Source organism: Burkholderia seminalis DSM 23518 (assembly GCF_902832885.1).
Classification (GTDB): Bacteria; Pseudomonadota; Gammaproteobacteria; order Burkholderiales; family Burkholderiaceae; genus Burkholderia; species Burkholderia seminalis.
In genome coordinates this window covers 202,184-219,522 of the sequence record NZ_CADFDK010000005.1, presented here as the reverse complement: position 1 = coordinate 219,522, position 17,339 = coordinate 202,184, and the positions used below count along the sequence as shown (strand labels likewise).

The following is a 17,339-nucleotide window of genomic DNA, read 5'->3' as shown; positions in this document are numbered from 1 at the left end:
GGGTTTACGTTGATTTCACTATTCGTAATTGGTTTTACTATTCGTAAATTCAGAATTTGTCGCCGATCAAGAAATGCGGCATGCGGGCGCCGCGGGACGGCGCCGTTCGCGAATCAACAGGAAGCAAGGAGCGAGACGTGGCGGATGACAGCACAGGCGGGCGGGCACGCCGGCAGGAGACGAAAGGAACGACGGGCGCGCCGGTGCGCGCACGGCAGGGTTGACGAGCGGATGGCGACCATGAGCATCGATTACCAGACGCTGAAGTTCGAGTACCGCGCACGCGCCCATGACGCGGCCGTCCATCCGGTGATCGTCGTCGGCGCCGGCCCGGTGGGCCTCGCGGCCGCGATCGACCTCGCGCAGCAAGGCGTGCCCGTCGTGCTGCTCGATGACGACGACACGCTGTCGACCGGCTCGCGCGCGATCTGCTTCGCGAAGCGCACGCTCGAGATCTTCGACCGGCTCGGCTGCGGCGAGCGCTTCGTCGACAAGGGCGTGAGCTGGCACGTCGGCAAGGTGTTCCTGCAGGACGAGCAGCTGTATGCGTTCGACCTGCTGCCCGAGGAAGGGCATGCGCGCCCCGCGTTCATCAACCTGCAGCAGTACTACGTCGAAGGCTATCTGGCCGACCGCGCGTTCGAGCTGCCGAACATCGACATCCGCTGGAAGCACAAGGTGACGGGCATCGAGCAGTCGGCCGAACACGCGGTGCTGACGATCGAGACGCCGGACGGCGTCGCGACGCTGCGCGCGCGGTACGTGATCGCGGCCGACGGCTCGCGCAGCCCGATGCGCACGATGATGGGGCTCGAAAGCCGCGGCCGCACGTTCAAGGACCGCTTCCTGATCGCCGACGTGAAGATGAAGGCGGAGTTTCCGACCGAGCGCTGGTTCTGGTTCGATCCGCCGTTCCACCCGAACCAGTCGGTGCTGCTGCATCGCCAGCCGGACAACGTGTGGCGCATCGACTTCCAGCTCGGCTGGGACGCCGACCCCGTCGCCGAGAAGCAGCCGGAGCGGGTGATCCCGCGCGTGCGCGCGCTGCTCGGGCCGGATGCCGAGTTCGAACTCGAATGGGTGAGCGTCTATACGTTCCGCTGCCAGCGGATGGACACGTTTCGCCACGGGCGCGTGCTGTTCGCGGGCGATTCCGCGCACGGCGTGTCGCCGTTCGGCGCGCGCGGCGCGAACAGCGGCGTGCAGGACGCGGACAACCTCGCGTGGAAGCTGAAGCTCGTGCTCGACGGCCGCTCGGCCGACAGCCTGCTCGATACGTATGCGAGCGAACGCGAATTCGCGGCCGACGAGAACATCCGCAACTCGACGCGTTCGACCGACTTCATCACGCCGAAGAGCGCGGTGTCGCGCGTGTTCCGCGACGCGACGCTGAAGCTGGCGCGCGACTGCGAGTTCGCGCGCAAGCTCGTGAACAGCGGCCGCCTGTCCGTGCCGGCGGTGCTCGCCGATTCCCCGCTGAATACGCCTGATCGCGGCGGCGACGCGTTCGCGTGCGCGATGCGGCCGGGCGCGGCGGCAGCCGATGCGCCGGTGCGCGTGCAGGGCGCGCCGGGCTGGCTGCTGCAGCGACTGCGCGATGGCTTCACCGGCGTGCTGTTCGGGTTGCCGGGCGATGCGCCCGCGCTCGCGAAGGCCGTCGACGGCCTCGCGCTGCCGGTGCGGCCCGTGCTCGTCGTGCCGGCCGGTCATGCGCGGCCGGCGGCCGGCGTCGACGTCGTGGAGGACGTCGACGGGCTCGCCGCGCAACGCTACGACGCGCAGCCGGGCACCTTCTACCTGCTGCGTCCCGATCAGCACGTCTGCGCGCGCACGCGCACGCTCGACCGTCAGGCGATTGCCGACGCGCTGGCGCGCGCGACCTGCGCACGCTGAATACGATAAAGACACCGGAGACCCGTCATGCCTTCACTCGACACCCGCCCGCGCCTGACCGACCCCGACGCGTTCTATGAAGCGCTGATCGACATGCATCGCGACTTGTCCGACAGCGACAGCCAGCTCGTCAACGCGAAGCTGATCCTGCTGCTCGCGAACCAGATCGGCGATGCCGACGTGTTGCGCGAAGCGATGGCGCTCGCGCGCCAGGGCGTGACGCCGCCCGTGCACCCGGCCGCCGAGGTGGCGCAATGAGCGCGGCGCCGGCCGACGCACGCGTGCTCGAAGTCGAGCGCGTGATCGACGAGACCCATCGCCCGGGCTTTCACTGGATGCTGCTCGCGTTGTGCGGGCTGTGCCTCGTGATCGACGGTTTCGATGCGCAGGCGATGGGCTACGTGGCGCCGAGCGTGATCGCCGAATGGGGCGTGCCGAAGCAGGCGCTCGGCCCGGTGTTCAGCGCGAGCCTGTTCGGGATGCTGCTCGGCGCGCTCGGGCTGTCGGTGCTGGCCGACCGGATCGGGCGCCGCCCGGTGCTGATCGGCTCGACGCTGTTCTTCGCGGTGACGATGCTCGCGACGCCGTTCGCGGGTTCGATCCCGGTGCTGATGGCGCTGCGCTTCGTGACCGGGCTCGGCCTCGGCTGCATCATGCCGAACGCAATGGCGCTGGTCGGCGAGTTCAGCCCGGCCGCGCATCGCGTGAAGCGGATGATGATCGTGTCGTGCGGCTTCACGCTCGGTGCGGCGCTCGGCGGCTTCATCAGCGCCGCGCTGATTCCGGCGTTCGGCTGGCGTTCGGTGTTCTTCGTCGGCGGCGCGGTGCCGCTCGTGCTGACGATCGCGATGCTCGCGCGGCTGCCCGAGTCGCTGCAGTTCCTGGTGCTGAAAGGGCGCGTCGCGCAGGCGCGCGGCTGGCTCGCCCGATTCGCGCCGCAGGCTGGTATCGACGCGAACACGCGGCTCGTCGTGCGCGAGCGCGCGGCGAGCGGCGCACCGGTCGCCGAACTGTTCAGCCACGGCCGCCTGCCGGTCACGCTGCTGCTGTGGGCGATCAGCTTCATGAACCTGATCGATCTGTATTTCCTGTCGAACTGGCTGCCGACCGTGATGCGCGACGCCGGTTATTCGCCGGGCACCGCGGTGATCGTCGGCACGGTGCTGCAGACAGGCGGCGTGATCGGCACGCTGTCGCTCGGCTGGTTCATCGAACGTCACGGCTTCGTGCGCGTGCTGTTCGTGTGCTTCGCCTGCGCGGCCGTGTCGGTGGGGCTGATCGGCTCGGTCGCGCACGCGCTGCCGTGGCTGCTGGTCGTCGTGTTCGCGGGCGGGTTCTGCGTGGTCGGCGGGCAGCCGGCCGTGAACGCGCTCGCGGGCCAGTATTACCCGACGTCGCTGCGCTCGACGGGCATCGGCTGGAGCCTCGGCATCGGCCGGATCGGCTCGGTGCTCGGGCCGCTCGTCGGCGGACAACTGATTGCGCTCAACTGGTCGAATGGCGCGCTGTTCCACGCGGCCGCGGTGCCCGTGCTGTGCTCGGCGCTGTTCGTCCTCGGGCTCGCGGGCGTAACGCGGCGCAACGGCGTACAGGCGCCGACCGCCGCCACGAATTGAGGGAGAAAGGAAACGATGACGCTTGACCTGTCGAAACCGGCGAACGCCGGCTACCTGAGCGGTTTCGGGAACGAATTCGCCACCGAGGCACTGCCCGGCGCGTTGCCGCACGGCCGCAACTCGCCGCAGCGCGCGCCGTACGGGCTGTATGCGGAGCAACTGTCGGGCACCGCGTTTACCGCGCCGCGCGGCCACAACCGCCGTTCGTGGCTGTACCGCATCCGCCCGGCGGCCGTGCACCGGCCGTTCGAGCCGTACGCGGGCCCGCAGCGGCTCGTGGCGGAATTCGGCGATTCGGCCGACGTGCCGCCGACGCCGCCGAACCAGTTGCGCTGGGATCCGCTGCCGATGCCGGTCGAGCCGACCGATTTCGTCGACGGGCTCGTGACGATGGCCGGCAACGGCTCGGCCGCCGCGATGAACGGTTGCGCGATCCACCTGTACGCGGCGAACCGCTCGATGCGGGACCGCTTCTTCTACAGCGCGGACGGCGAGCTGCTGATCGTGCCGCAGCAGGGGCGGCTGCATATCGCGACCGAATTCGGCCGGGTCGACGTCGAGCCGTTCGAGATCGCGGTGATCCCGCGCGGCGTGCGTTTTTCCGTCGCGCTGCCGGACGGCGACGCGCGCGGCTATATCTGCGAGAACTTCGGCGCGCAACTGCGCCTGCCGGATCTCGGCCCGATCGGCTCGAACGGGCTCGCGAACCCGCGCGACTTCCTGACGCCGCAAGCCGCGTACGAAGACCGCGAAGGGGGGTTCGAACTGATCGCGAAGCTGAACGGCCGCCTGTGGCGCGCGGACATCGGCCATTCGCCGCTCGACGTCGTCGCGTGGCACGGCAATTACGCGCCGTACAAGTACGATCTGCGCCTGTTCAACACGATCGGCTCGATCAGCTTCGACCATCCCGATCCGTCGATCTTCCTCGTGCTGCAGGCGCAAAGCGACACGCCGGGCGTCGACACGATCGACTTCGTGATCTTCCCGCCGCGCTGGCTCGCGGCCGAGGATACGTTCCGCCCGCCCTGGTTCCACCGCAACGTCGCGAGCGAGTTCATGGGACTCGTGCACGGCGCGTACGACGCGAAGGCCGAAGGCTTCGTGCCGGGCGGCGCGAGCCTGCACAACTGCATGTCGGGCCACGGGCCCGACGCGGACACGTTCGAGAAGGCGTCCGCGAGCGACACGACGAAACCGCACAAGGTCGACGCGACGATGGCGTTCATGTTCGAAACCCGCACGCTGATCCGGCCGACGCGTTACGCGCTCGACACCGCGCAACTGCAGGCCGACTACTTCGAATGCTGGCAAGGCATCAAGAAACACTTCAATCCGGAGCAACGATGAGCGACACCCAAGACTGGCGCGCGACGCTCGACCCGGCTCGCAAGAGCTGGCTCGACACCGCGAACGATCCCGCCTGCGATTTCCCGATCCAGAACCTGCCGTTCGGGATCTTCAGCGATGCGCAGCAGCCGGCGCGTCGCGCGGGCGTGGCGCTCGGCGACCAGATCGTCGATCTCGCGGCGCTCGCGCGCGCGGGCCTCGTGACGCTGCCGGCCGGCGCCGACGCGTTCGCCGCGCCGACGCTCAATGCGTTCATCGCGCTCGGCCGCGACGCCTGGCGCGGCGTGCGCGTGCAGCTGTCGGGCCTGTTCTCGCGCGACAACGCGACGCTGCGAGACGATGCGGCGCTGCGCGCGCAGGTGCTCGTCGCGCAGCGCGACGCGACGCTGCATCTGCCGGTCGAGATTCCCGGCTACACCGATTTCTATTCGTCGAAGGAGCATGCGACCAACGTCGGCTCGATGTTCCGCGATCCGAAGAATGCATTGCTGCCGAACTGGTCGGAGATGCCGATCGGCTACAACGGCCGTGCGTCGTCGGTGGTCGTGAGCGGCACGCCGGTGCGGCGGCCGAACGGGCAACTGAAGCTGCCCGACCAGGAACGCCCGGTGTTCGGTGCCTGCCGCAAACTCGACATCGAGCTGGAGACGGGCTTCATCGTCGGCCAGGGCAACGCGCTCGGCGAGCCGATCGCGTGCGAGGATGCGGAAGCGCATATCTTCGGGATGGTGCTGCTGAACGACTGGAGCGCGCGCGACATCCAGCAGTGGGAATACGTGCCGCTCGGCCCGTTCAACTCGAAGGGGTTCGCGACGACGATCTCGCCGTGGATCGTCACGCTCGACGCGCTCGAACCGTTCCGCACCGCGCAACCCGAACAGTCGCCGCAGCCGCTCGCGTATCTGCGGCACGCGGGCCGGCATGCGTTCGACATCGCGCTCGAAGTGACGCTGCGTGCCGAAGGCGCGGCCGACGCGACGTCGATCTGCCGCACCAACTTCAAGCACATGTACTGGACGATGGCGCAGCAGCTCGCGCATCACACGGTCGCGGGCTGCAACACGCGCGTGGGCGACCTGATGGGCTCGGGCACGATCAGCGGGCCGACCAAGGATTCGTTCGGCAGCCTGCTCGAACTGACGTGGAACGGCAAGGAGCCGGTCGCGCTGAACGGCGGCGGCAGCCGGACGTACCTCGAGGACGGCGACGAGCTCACGCTCGCCGGCTGGTGCCAGGGCGACGGTTATCGCGTCGGCTTCGGCACGTGCGTCGGGAAGATCCTGCCGGCGCGCCACGCATAACGCGTCGCACGGCAAGACCGAACGGCCCGCATCGTGCGGGCCGTTGTCGTTTCGTCGATACGGATCAGACCGCGCGTTGCAACGCGGCGCGGCGTTCCCACAGCGCGGCCGCGACGAACGCCGCGACGCAGGCGAGCAGCACGCCGACCAGCGCATGGCTGCCCAGTTGCTCCATCAGCGCGCCGGCCACCAGCGGGCCGCCGAAGCTCGCGGCGCTCCACGATGCCGACACGAGCGAGCTCGCGGTGACGAGCGCCGCGCCGCGGAAGCGTTCGCCGCACGCGACGAGCGACAGCGTATAGATGCTGCCGGCCGCCGCGCCGAGCATGAACAGCAGCGGCCAGCACAGCCACGGATTCGCGATGACGAACGGCAGCAGCGGCAGGCCGGCCAGCACGATCCAGCCGGCGCCGAGGTGCACGCGTTCGCGGCCGAGCCTGTCCGCGAGCCAGCCGATCGGGAACTGCATCGCGGTATCGCCGAACAGCATGATCGACGCGAGCAGCACGGCGGTCGCGCTCGCGACGCCGTGATCCATCGCATAGAGCGGCAGCAGCGACAGCGCGAGCGTGTCGAACAGCGCGAAGAAGCCGGTGCCGATGATCAGTGCGGGCATGCGCGGCAGCACGTCGAGCCAGCGGCCGTGCGCTGCGTGATGCGCGTCGTCGCCGGCGAGCGGTGCGCGCCGGATCGTCGCGAGCGTGGGCAGCGCGAGCAGGAACAGCGCGCCGCACAGCGCGAAGCGGATGCGCGTCGCGCCGGCGATCTGGCTCACGAGCACGGGGCCCGCCATCTGGAACAGCGTGAAATTGGTGGCGTAGATCGCGACGACGCGGCCGCGCGTCGCATCGTCGGCGAGCTGGTTGACCCACGCTTCGCCGATCGTGAACAGCAGCATCAGCGCGGCGCCGCACAGCACGCGCAGCGCGCCCCACACGATCAGGTTCGACGTGAACTGCATCAGCGCGGTGGCGGCCGCGAGCAGCACGACCGACACGACGATCGCGCGCCGCGAGCCGATATGCCGCGCGAGCGCGGTGACGAACGGGACGATCGCGAGGCCGCCGAGCGCCTGCGCGGCCGTCAGCATGCCGACGACGTTGGTGCCGTGCCCGGCTTCGGTCAGTGCGAGTGCGGTGAGCGGCAGCGTGGCGCCGGTGCCGAGGCCGACGACCGCGACGCTCAGGATCAGCGCGAGGAAATCGCGATTGAGAATGGCTTTCATCGGCCGGGATGCTACACCGCGGTCCTTGAAAGGTCCATGAAGGCCATCAGGATCGAATGGGGTTGTGTCCGCAACGATTGCGGCAGGGTTGCGTTATACGTAGTGGGTCGGCACCGCCACGGGGCGGCGTTCGAGCGATGCCGACCACAGCGTGAGCGCGAGCGCCGCGACGGCCATCGCGACCCCGACCCACGGCAGGTTCACGAGCGAGACGCCGGAGCCGATCGCCATCCCGCCGAGCCATGCGCCGGTCGCGTTGCCGAGGTTGAACGCCCCCTGGTTCAACGTCGACGCGAGATTCGGCGCATCGCTCGCGCGATCGACGATCATGATCTGCAGCGGCGGCACGATCGCGAACGCGAGGATGCCCCACACGAAGATCGTCGCGAGCGCGGCGAACGGCACGTGCATCGTGCCCGCGAACAGCGAGAGGACGATGCCGATCAGCGCGAGCGTCGCGATCAGCGACGGCATCCGGCGCCAGTCGGCGAGCTTGCCGCCGAGCGTGCCGCCGACCGTCAGGCCGAGACCGAACAGCAGCAGCACATAGGTGACCTGATGCGGCGAGAAGCCCGTCACGTCCTCGAGGATCGGCGTGATGTACGTGAACACGCTGAACAGGCTCGCGGATGCGAGCACGCTGATGCCGAGCACCATCAGCACCTGCGGGTGCTTCAGCACGCTGAATTCGCGCGTGATGCTGGTGTCGGGCATCGCGAGGTGCTTCGGCAGGCCCACCGCGAGCGCGGCGGCCGCGACGATGCCGATGCCGGTGACGGCCCAGAACGTCGCGCGCCAGCCGAATGCCTGGCCGAGCGCGGTGCCGAGCGGCACGCCGAGCACGTTCGCGAGCGTGAGGCCGGTGAACATCAGCGCGATCGCCTGCGCGCGGCGGTTCGGCGCGACGAGGCTGCTCGCGACGACCGAGCCGATCCCGAAGAACGCGCCGTGGCAGAACGCGGTGACGACCCGCGCGGCCATCAGCACCGCATAGCCCGGCGCGATCGCGCAGAACAGGTTGCCGGCGATGAACAGCCCGATCAGGCCCATCAGCGCGCGCTTGCGCGGCATCTTCGCGGTGACGACCGCGAGGATCGGCGCGCCGATCGTCACGCCGAGCGCGTAGCCCGACACGAGCATCCCGGCGGCCGGAATCGACACACCGAGATCGCGCGCGACATTGGGCAGCAGCCCCATGATCACGAATTCGGTGGTACCGATTCCAAAGGCGGCGACGGCAAGGGCGAAAAGAGGCAAGGGCATCGCGGTAGGCTCGGGAAAAGCCGCCGCTCATGCCGGGCGCGGGATGCGCGGGACGGGCGGACGGTAAGACGGTCGACAGCCGCGATTCTACTTCAGTGAAAACCCCTACGCTCGGGGCCAAAACGGTTGTTGCCGGCGTGCGACGGGGCGCGATGCCGAAAGCTCACAGTGTGGGATCGGACGGCGATTTTCCGCGTCGGGCCGTATCGGGGCCAGAGCGGAGGAAATTGCGAGGCGCCGCCGTCACGCGATGCGTTCGGGTGCGCCGTCGGGAAGGGCATCGGACGCGTTCGTCACGTCGGCATCCGAATCCGCATTCACGGGAGACGAGGCTGCGCGGGCGCCGTCGATGGCAGCCGGGTCGTCCCAGCCGTTCTCGAACAGGCATGCCTCGATCGGCATTCGCGCGGCCCAGCGCTCCTGTTCGAGCATCGGTTTCGCGTAGAACGCGTCGACGTGCCCGATGCACAGCACGGCGATCGGCTTCGCGCCGTCGGGCATGCGCAGCAGCATGCGCAGCGCATCGACGTCGAACAGCGATACCCAGCCCATCCCGAGCCCTTCCGCGCGTGCCGCGAGCCACATGTTCTGGATCGCGCATGCGGCGGATGCCAGATCCATCTCCGGCAGCGTGCGGCGGCCGAACACGTGGCGCTCGCGGCCGTCGGCGAGCGCCACGACCAGCAGCTCGCCGCATTCGCGCACGCCCTCGACCTTCAGCCGCATGAATGCGTCCTGGCGTTCGCCGAGCGCATCGGCGGTCGCGCGCCGCTCGGCCTCGACCAGCGCGTGGATCGCGGTGCGCAGCGCGGGATCGGTGATGCGGATGAAGCGCCAGGGCTGCATGAAGCCGACGCTCGGCGCATGATGCGCCGCGCGCAGCAAGCGCGCGAGCACGGCTGGATCGACGGGCGCCGGCGTGAAGTGGCGCATGTCGCGCCGTTCGAAAATGGCGCGGTAGACCGCGGCGATGTCGGAGTCGTCGAAACGCATGAGCGGCAGGAGCAGGGAAGGACGTCGGCGCAACGATAGCAGACCGCGCACGTGCCGCGTTACGTCAGTCGAAACAAAAGGCGGGATTGTTGAGGGAATGCGTGCGATGCGTCAGCGATTCGCGCTCACGACGTTCGCGGGCGTGCCCGCGTGCCACGCCTCGATGTTCAGCAGCGTCGTATGCGCGATCTCGGCCAGCGCCTCGCGCGTGAAAAACGCCTGGTGCGACGTGACGATCACGTTCGGGAACGTCAGCAGGCGCGCGAGCACGTCGTCCTGCAGCGGCAGGTCGGAGTGATCCTCGAAGAACAGCCCGCTTTCCTCTTCGTACACGTCGAGCCCGAGGTGGCCGAGCTGGCCGCTCTTGAGCGCGTCGACGAGCGCCTGTGCATCGACGAGGCCGCCGCGGCCGGTGTTGATCAGCATCGCGCCGTGCTTCATGCGCGCGAGCGTCTGCCCGTTGATCAGATGGTGCGTCGACGGCAGCAGCGGGCAGTGCAGGCTGACGATATCGGCGTGGCGCAGCAGCTCGTCGAGCTCGACGTAGCGCGCGCCGAACGCGATCAGCTCGTCGTTGTACGGCGGCACGGAGTGCGCGAGCACGTGCATTCCGAAGCCCATCATGATCTTCGCGAACACGCTGCCGATGATGCCGGTGCCGATCACGCCGACGGTCTTGCCGTGGAGGTCGAAGCCGAGCAGGCCGTTCAGCGAGAAGTCGCCCTCGCGGGTGCGCGCGACCGCGCGCGGCAGCCGGCGATTGAGCGCGAGGATCAGCGCGACCGCGTGCTCGGCAACCGCATGCGGCGAATACGCGGGCACGCGCACGACCGTGATGCCGAGCCGTGCGGCGGCCGCGAGGTCGACATGATTGAAACCGGCCGAGCGCAGCGCGATCAGCCGCGTGCCGCCGTCGGCGAGCCGTTCGAGCACGGCCGCGTCGACGGTGTCGTTGACGAACGGGCACACGACTTCATAGCCGTGCGCGAGGATCGCGGTTTCCGCATCGAGGTGCGACGGCTGGAAATGCAGCCGATAGCCGAACTGCCGGTTGGCGGCGGTAAACGAATCGTCGTCGTACTGCCGGCTGCTGAACAGGATCACGCGCACGCTGCACCTCCGATGGCTGACGCGCGCAGTTTACTGCAGCCCCGTGACGATGTCGGGCCGCTCGGGCCCGCGCGGCGGCCGCAGGAAGCCGTAGTCGGTCCGGTCGCGGGGCGTCGGTGCGCTGAAGTGGTCGAGCGCGTGCTCGACGAAGCTGCGCGTGCGGGCCGGCACGTACTGGCGGTTCGGGTAGACGAGCGACAGTTGCGTGTCGGGATCGTCGATCCGGTAGCCGGCCAGCAGGCGCACGAGGGTGCCGCTGTTGAGCGCGTCGGCGACGCACGGCTCGGGCAGCACCGCGATGCCCGCGCCGGCCACGGCGGCGGCCTGCACCAGCGCGAGCTGGTTGACCGTGCATGCCGGGCGCACCGTGACCGAATGCGCGACGCCGTCGTGGCCGACCAGTTGCCACGATGGCGCATGCTGGTGCGGCGCGAGCGTGACCCAGTCGTGGCCTGGCAGGTCGTCGGGCGCGCGCGGCTCGCCGCGCCGGTCGAGATAGGCCGGCGCCGCGCATGCGACGAACGGGTTCGGCGCGAGCGCATGGCCGATCAGCGACGGATTGCCGTCGAACCGGTTGCCCGTGACGATGCCGACGTCGTACCCCGAATCGAGCACGTCGAGCGGCCCCTCGGCGACGGTCAGCTGTACGCGCAGCTCGGGGTAGCGGAGCCGGAAGCTGCTGACGAGCGGCGTCAGCGCCAGCGGCGACAGCAGCCCCGACGCCACGACGCGCAGCGTGCCGGCCGGCTCGCGCACGGCATGCGTGACGGACGACTCGAGGTGGTCGAATTCCTCGAGCAGCGCGCGGCAGCCGTCGAGGTAGCGCACGCCGGCCTCGGTGAGCGACAGGTTGCGCGTGGTGCGGTGGATCAGCCGTGTGTTCAGATGGCCCTCGAGCATCGCGATCGAACGCGTGACGAGTGCATTGGACACGCCGAGATGGTGCGCCGCGCGCCGGAAGCTTTGCTGCTCGGCGACGCAGACGAATACACGCATGGTCTGAATCTGGTTCATGGCTTGCGTATTTCTGGCCCGGTTGATTGATTATGGTTGTGATTTTTCGCCATGCGACCTCGAAAGCCCATCGCACGACCCCAGTTCTCCCTCGTATCGAAAAATCGTTTTTTTCGATTCCGCAGACGATTGTTCAATACTGAACCTATATTCGTCAACCTGAGAAAATGGGCGGGTTGCGGAAAATCGAAATCACGGGTAACGGTTAAACGTTGCAATGCAGCATTTGCGTACCGCGCAAAACTGACGCGGTATTGGAATATGCGCCAAGGTGGCGAATATTATCTATGTTAATCAATGGCTTGTCGGGTGATAAGGTGGCCTGGTTTCGTTAATTTGCGGAGTCGTTCCCCAATACATGCTGCGGTAATGGATGTTTTTCGGGTGGGGGCGATATTGCATGCCGCATTCCGGGCGGCGGTTTTTATCGGGCAGCCGGTCTATTTCGACTGACGCGAAAGTCGTCGCATGCCACCGGTATCGGCGAATCGCGACGTTATTGGCGAAGAAAATCACGCGAGGCGGAAGCCGAATGGAACCGTTTCACGACCGGCCCGCCATCCCTTTTCAATCGGGATGGCCATCGCGCGACACGCACGCGGCCGGCTGGCCCGGTCCGGCGACCGGGCCACCGTCGCGCTGTCCGGCCGCGCGTGCCTCTTGCGCGAGGCCGCGGAACGCGGAATGATCGATCAGTTCGCCATGCCGTGCGGCGAGCGTCCGAGCATGTCCTTTCCTCACCTCTTGCCAGCCATGTCCATCGATTACTCGCCGATTCCCTGTCCCGTCGTCGTGCCGCTCGACGCGATCCTGCCCGAAGAACCGCTGCTGATGATGGGGGCCGGCCCGGTTCCGATCCCGGCCGCCGTCGCGAAGGCGAACACGATCGTGATCAACCACCTCGGCGCGACGATGGCGAAGATCATCGAGCAGGTGAAGGAGATGGCGCGCTACGTGTTCCAGACCCGCACGAAGTGGGTGCTCGGCGTCGCGGGCCCCGGTTCGGCGGCGATGGAGATGGCGATCTCGAACCTCGCGTGGCGCGGCACGCGCGTGCTGTCGATCCGCAACGGCTTCTTCAGCGCGCGGATGGCCGAGATGGCCACGCGCGTCGGCGCCGACGTCGCGACGCTCGAGGTGGCCGACCGCGCGGTCGCGAGCCTCGACGAGATCGCGGATGCGATCGCGCGCGAGCGGCCCGAGATCGTCACGATCGTGCAGGGCGAGACGTCGAACACGGTATGGAACCGCGACCTGCGCGAAATCGCGGCGCTCGCGAAGGCGGCCGGCGCGCTGGTCGTCGTCGACGCGGTGTGCACGTTGTCGACGATGCCGCTCGAGATGGACGCGTGGGGTATCGACGCGGTGATCACCGGCGGCCAGAAGGGGCTGTCGTCGATCCCGGGCGTGTCGCTGATCGCCTTCTCCGACGCCGCGTGGGAGCGCATGAAGCATCGCCCCGAGCCGAACGCGCACTGGTGCCTCGACATGGCGCTCGCGGAGAACTTCTGGCACAACGCCGGCTATCACTACACGGCGCCCGTGTCCGGCGTGCTGGCGCTGCACGAGGCGCTGCGGCTCGTCTGCGGGGAGACGCTCGAAAGCCGCTTTGCACGCCATCTGCGCTGCTCGCTCGCGCTGCAGGCGGGGGTCGAGTCGATGGGGCTCAGGCTCTACGCGCCGAAGGACTGCCGGCTCAATTCGGTGGTCGGGATCGAGACGCCGGAAGGGCTGACGCCCGGCATGGTCTGCGGCCATATCTCGAAGCAGTATCAGGTCGAGATCTCGGGCTCGTTCGGGTTGCCGATCGTACGGATCGGGCAGATGGGCGAGCAATGCCGCGAACACAACCTGTTCCGCACGCTGCATGCGTTCGGCCGCACGATGGTCGACCTGAAGGTGCCGGTCGACCTGCCGGCCGGTGTCGCGGCGCTCGAGCAGGAACTGTCCCGGCGCGGCGCGTAAGCGGGAAAGCGTGAAAACGGGCCGCGCTCAGCGGCCCTGCATCGCGCGCCGGTACGTATTCGGCGTCGTGCCGTGCGCGTCGCGAAAGCGGTGGCTGAAGTGGCCGGCGTTCGCGTAGCCGCAGTCGGCCGCGACCTGCGCGAGCGGCAATGCCGTCGTGCGCAGCAGCTCGCGCGCCCGTGCGAGGCGCTGCTCGGCCACCCACGCGTGCGGCGCGCGGCCGAACGACAGCCGGAACATCCGCGAGAAGTGGTATTCGGACAGCGCGGCGACCTCGGCCAGTTCGCCGAGCGTCAGCGGTTGCGTGAGATAGGTGTCGATGTAGTCGCGCACGCGGCGGCGCACGGCCGGCGCGAGCCCGCCGCGGAAGGTCGTGTCGGTGCGCGTCGTGCTCTGCCCGCGCAGCAGCAGGCTCAGCACCTCGTGCGCGGTCTCGTTCACGCGCAGCCGCTCGTCGGCGTCGTCCCAGCCGTCGAGCGCGAGCGAGCGCAGCAGCGCGGCGACGCGCGCATCCTCGAAATAGGTGCGATCGGCGAGCTTCAGCTCGCGCGGCTCGCGGTCGAGTTCGCGGATCGCGCGCTGCGTGAAGTGCTCGGGCAGGAAATACAGGTGGACGAAGTGCATCTCGCCGCGCACCCACCAGCGCGATTCATGGTCGCCCGGCAGCGCGCACAGCAGGCTCGGCGCGCCGTAGCGCGGCACGCGCTGGCGCTCGGTCCGGTAGCCGCCGTCGAGGTAGCACGACAGCGTGTGGTGGCCGGGCTGTTCGTAGACCGTCTCGCTTTCGTCGGTGATCCGCGTCCATTCGGCGATCGCGAGGTGGTCGCCGAGCCACGCGAAGCGCTCGAGCGTCGCGTTCGCCTCGGCGAGGGTGCGGCAGACCGACTGCAGGCCGAACGGCAGATCGCCGCCGGCCAGGGCGGCGGCGTGGTCGACGGGTGGGGCGGAGAGGGAGAGGCTCATGATGGGCCGAGTATAAGCGGGCGCGCGGCAGCGCGTGCGGCGTCCCGAAAAAGACCGCAATTCCGGACAATCATCCCACCCCGTGCGGCGGCATAGTCGGGATCCCGATTCACCCGATTTTCCGGATTGCCGCCATGAACCTGTCGCTTTATTTCGTCACCGTGCTGATCTGGGGCACCACCTGGATCGCGATCAAGTGGCAGCTCGGCTCGGTGCCGCCGCCCGTGTCGATCGCATGGCGCTTCTGGCTCGCGGCCGTCGTGCTGTTCGCGCTGCTGCGCGTGATGCGCCGGCCGGTGCGCCCGCCGCGCGACGCGTGGCGTTTCCTCGTCGCGCAGGGTTTCGCGCTGTTCTGCGTGAACTTCCTGTGCTTCTACTATGCGGAGCAGGTCGTGCCGAGCGGCCTCGTCGCGGTGATCTTCTCGACCGCGCCACTCTTGAATTCGATCAACGGCCGGTTGTTCATGGGCCGCCCGCTGCGGCCGTCGGCGATCGCCGGCGCGTTGCTCGGGCTGACCGGCATCGCGTGCCTGTTCTGGCAGCAGATGGCCGGCCATCTCGACGATCATGCGACCTGGACGGGGCTCGCGATCGCGTTCGCGGGCACGATGTGCTTCTCGATCGGCAACCTGCTGTCGAGCCGGATGCAGTCGATGGGGCTGCACCCGCTCGTGACCAACGGCTGGGCGATGCTGATCGGCGCGGCGATCCTGACCGTCGGCAGCGTGGCGGCCGGGATGCCGTTCACGCTCGATACGAGCCCGCGCTATCTGGGGGCGCTCGTCTACCTCGCCGTGCCGGGCTCGGTGATCGGTTTCACCGCGTACCTGACGCTCGTCGGCCGGATCGGGCCGGAACGCGCCGCGTACTGCACGGTGCTGTTCCCGATCGTCGCGCTGGCCGTGTCGACGGTGTTCGAGGGTTACCAGTGGTCGCCGCTCGCGGTGATCGGGCTGCTGCTCGTGGTGGCCGGCAATCTCGTCGCGTTCGACCTGACGCGCCGGCTGTTCTTGCGGACGGCCTGAGCGTCGCGGTCGCCGACGAATAAAAAAACGCCTGCGCGATGCAGGCGTTTTTCTTGAGGCGCCGGCGGCGCGACGGGCGCGACCGGCTGCCGTCCGACGCACGGCATGGTCAGGCCGCGGCGCCGCTCCCCGCCACGCGCCCCTGCCGCTGGTACAGCATCATCGACAGGGCGACGCCCGCGGCGGCGGCCACCGCCGCGAACAGGAACACCTGCGGATAGCCGAACGCGCCCGCGACATAGCCCGCGAGCGGGCCCGTGATGCCGAGCGACAGGTCGAGGAACACCGAATACGCGGACAGCGCCGCGCCGCGGCTCGCGGGCGGCACGAGCGCGACGGCCTCGACGCCGAGCGCCGGGAAGATCAGCGCGAAGCCGAAACCCGTCAGCGCGGCGCCGACGAGCGCGATGTGCGGCACCGGCGCGAGCCACAGCAGCAGCAGGCCCGAACATTCGAAGGCGAACGACACGATCGCGACGCGGAAGCCGCCGTAGGTCTTGATCGTGTTCGCGAACAGCAGCCGCGCGCCGATGAACAGCGTGCCGAACACGGTCAGCGACAGTGCGGCGTTCGGCCAGTGGCGCGCCGCGTAGTACAGCGTGACGAAGGTGGCGATCGAGCCGAAGCCGGCCGAACCGAGCGCCAGGCCGAGGCCGTGCGGCAGCACGCGCGTGAACACGCTCGCATACGACATCCGCTCGCCGTGCACGAGCGGCACCGGGGCGATCAGGCGCGCGAGGTAGAAGCCGCTCGCGGCCAGCGCGATCACGATCACGCCGATCAGCGCCGGGTTCAGCGTATTCGCGATCGCGACGCCGACCGGCGCGCCGAGCGCGAGCGCGCCGTAGGTCGCGATGCCGTTCCACGAGATCACCTTCGCGTTGTGCGCGACGCCGACGCGGCCGATGCCCCACAGGATCGCGCCGGTGCCGCACAGGCTTTCGCCGACGCCGAGCACGAGCCGGCTCGCGACCAGCAGCACGAGGCTCGCGACCGGCCAGCGCGCGAGCAGCAGCGCGACGAGCAGCAGCACGCCCGACGCGCCGCAGCCGATCAGCCCGCGCAGCACCGTCTGCTTCGGGCCGAGCGTATCGGCCAGGCGCCCGGCGAGCGGCCGCGACGCGAGCGTCGCGAAGTACTGGACGCTGATCGCGCCGCCCGCGACGATCGCGGAAAAGCCGAGGTCGCCATGGACGAAGCCCGGCAGCACCGCGAGCGGCAGGCCGATGGTCAGATAGCAGATGAACGTGAAGCAAACGACGGACACGATTTGCAGCGTGACCGCGAACCCGCTGCGCGGCGGTGTGGCGGAATCGGAGGACATGGGGTCGGAACGAATGAACGAAGCAGACGGAAGACGGCGAAAAAGGGAATCGGGATTTTCCCATGGAACCGGTTTTCCCGCAGGTACCATTTAGTTCATCGCGACCTGTTTTCGGCGATGGCGGATGGTTGCGGGCGCGTCGGGCACGGGCGCGGAGTACCGTGCGGAAAGGGCCGCAGGCGGCCCCGGCGCTCATATCGCGGCAGTTATATGGGCCCCATGCGTGATGGGCTATGGGTTGCGAAATTTGATGGTGATAGCGTGCAAACTGTCAGAAAAACGTCGGTCGGGCGCTCC

General features: G+C 68.8%; 14 protein-coding genes. 7 read left to right on the top strand and 7 right to left on the bottom strand.

Annotation, left to right across the window (positions count from 1 at the left end; all coding sequences use genetic code 11):
• Positions 1–231 precede the first annotated feature (231 nt).
• The 5 genes from HWX00_RS18035 to fahA are packed head-to-tail and all read left to right on the top strand — an operon-like array spanning position 232 to position 6,160.
• Positions 232–1,893 (top strand): FAD-dependent oxidoreductase, encoded by a 1,662-nt coding sequence (locus HWX00_RS18035; RefSeq protein ID WP_059557287.1) that lies wholly within the window; start codon positions 232–234, stop codon positions 1,891–1,893.
• Between the two features lie 27 nt (positions 1,894–1,920).
• Positions 1,921–2,151 (top strand): DUF2783 domain-containing protein, encoded by a 231-nt coding sequence (locus HWX00_RS18030; RefSeq protein ID WP_034187223.1) that lies wholly within the window; start codon positions 1,921–1,923, stop codon positions 2,149–2,151.
• A complete protein-coding gene (locus tag HWX00_RS18025) occupies positions 2,148–3,509 on the top strand; it encodes an MFS transporter (protein WP_049033129.1) in 1,362 nt (453 codons plus the stop codon). Before HWX00_RS18030 ends, HWX00_RS18025 begins: the two co-directional genes overlap by 4 nt.
• Positions 3,510–3,524: 15 nt before the next feature.
• Positions 3,525–4,859 (top strand): homogentisate 1,2-dioxygenase, encoded by a 1,335-nt coding sequence (hmgA, locus tag HWX00_RS18020; RefSeq protein ID WP_175027609.1) that lies wholly within the window; start codon positions 3,525–3,527, stop codon positions 4,857–4,859.
• Positions 4,856–6,160, top strand: a complete 1,305-nt coding sequence (fahA, locus tag HWX00_RS18015) for a fumarylacetoacetase (protein ID WP_175027608.1) — start codon at positions 4,856–4,858, stop codon at positions 6,158–6,160. The genes hmgA and fahA overlap by 4 nt, the downstream gene beginning before the upstream one ends.
• A 64-nt stretch (positions 6,161–6,224) precedes the next feature.
• Here fahA and HWX00_RS18010 read toward each other — a convergent pair whose 3' ends face one another.
• The 5 genes from HWX00_RS18010 to HWX00_RS17990 all read right to left on the bottom strand — a co-directional run bounded on the left by HWX00_RS18010 (position 6,225) and on the right by HWX00_RS17990 (position 11,765).
• Complete coding sequence (locus tag HWX00_RS18010; protein WP_175027607.1) at positions 6,225–7,385, bottom strand: MFS transporter; 1,161 nt, start codon at positions 7,383–7,385, stop codon at positions 6,225–6,227.
• A gap of 93 nt (positions 7,386–7,478) precedes the next feature.
• Complete coding sequence (locus HWX00_RS18005) at positions 7,479–8,648, bottom strand: MFS transporter (RefSeq protein ID WP_175027606.1); 1,170 nt, start codon at positions 8,646–8,648, stop codon at positions 7,479–7,481.
• 243 nt (positions 8,649–8,891) lie between these two features.
• Complete coding sequence (bluB, locus tag HWX00_RS18000; protein WP_175027605.1) at positions 8,892–9,641, bottom strand: 5,6-dimethylbenzimidazole synthase; 750 nt, start codon at positions 9,639–9,641, stop codon at positions 8,892–8,894.
• A 111-nt stretch (positions 9,642–9,752) separates the two neighbouring features.
• On the bottom strand, positions 9,753–10,751 hold the full coding sequence (locus HWX00_RS17995) for a 2-hydroxyacid dehydrogenase (protein ID WP_034187230.1): 999 nt from the start codon (positions 10,749–10,751) through the stop codon (positions 9,753–9,755).
• 30 nt (positions 10,752–10,781) lie between these two features.
• Entirely contained in the window at positions 10,782–11,765 is a 984-nt protein-coding gene (locus HWX00_RS17990) for a LysR family transcriptional regulator (RefSeq protein WP_034187231.1), read from the bottom strand.
• Between the two features lie 753 nt (positions 11,766–12,518).
• Between HWX00_RS17990 and HWX00_RS17985 the strand changes: the two genes are divergently transcribed.
• Positions 12,519–13,730, top strand: coding sequence for a pyridoxal-phosphate-dependent aminotransferase family protein (locus HWX00_RS17985; RefSeq protein WP_175027604.1), 1,212 nt, complete (start codon positions 12,519–12,521; stop codon positions 13,728–13,730).
• Between the two features lie 27 nt (positions 13,731–13,757).
• Here the strand turns inward: HWX00_RS17985 and HWX00_RS17980 are convergent, their stop codons facing one another.
• A complete protein-coding gene (locus tag HWX00_RS17980) occupies positions 13,758–14,693 on the bottom strand; it encodes an AraC family transcriptional regulator (protein ID WP_034187232.1) in 936 nt (311 codons plus the stop codon).
• A 134-nt stretch (positions 14,694–14,827) separates the two neighbouring features.
• Here HWX00_RS17980 and HWX00_RS17975 point away from each other — a divergent pair, with 134 nt between their 5' ends.
• Positions 14,828–15,718, top strand: a complete 891-nt coding sequence (locus tag HWX00_RS17975; RefSeq protein WP_034187233.1) for a DMT family transporter — start codon at positions 14,828–14,830, stop codon at positions 15,716–15,718.
• A gap of 109 nt (positions 15,719–15,827) precedes the next feature.
• Here HWX00_RS17975 and HWX00_RS17970 read toward each other — a convergent pair whose 3' ends face one another.
• Positions 15,828–17,042 carry an MFS transporter gene (locus tag HWX00_RS17970; RefSeq protein ID WP_034187234.1) on the bottom strand — a complete coding sequence of 405 codons (1,215 nt, stop codon included), beginning with the start codon at positions 17,040–17,042 and terminating at the stop codon, positions 15,828–15,830.
• Positions 17,043–17,339 lie beyond the last annotated feature (297 nt).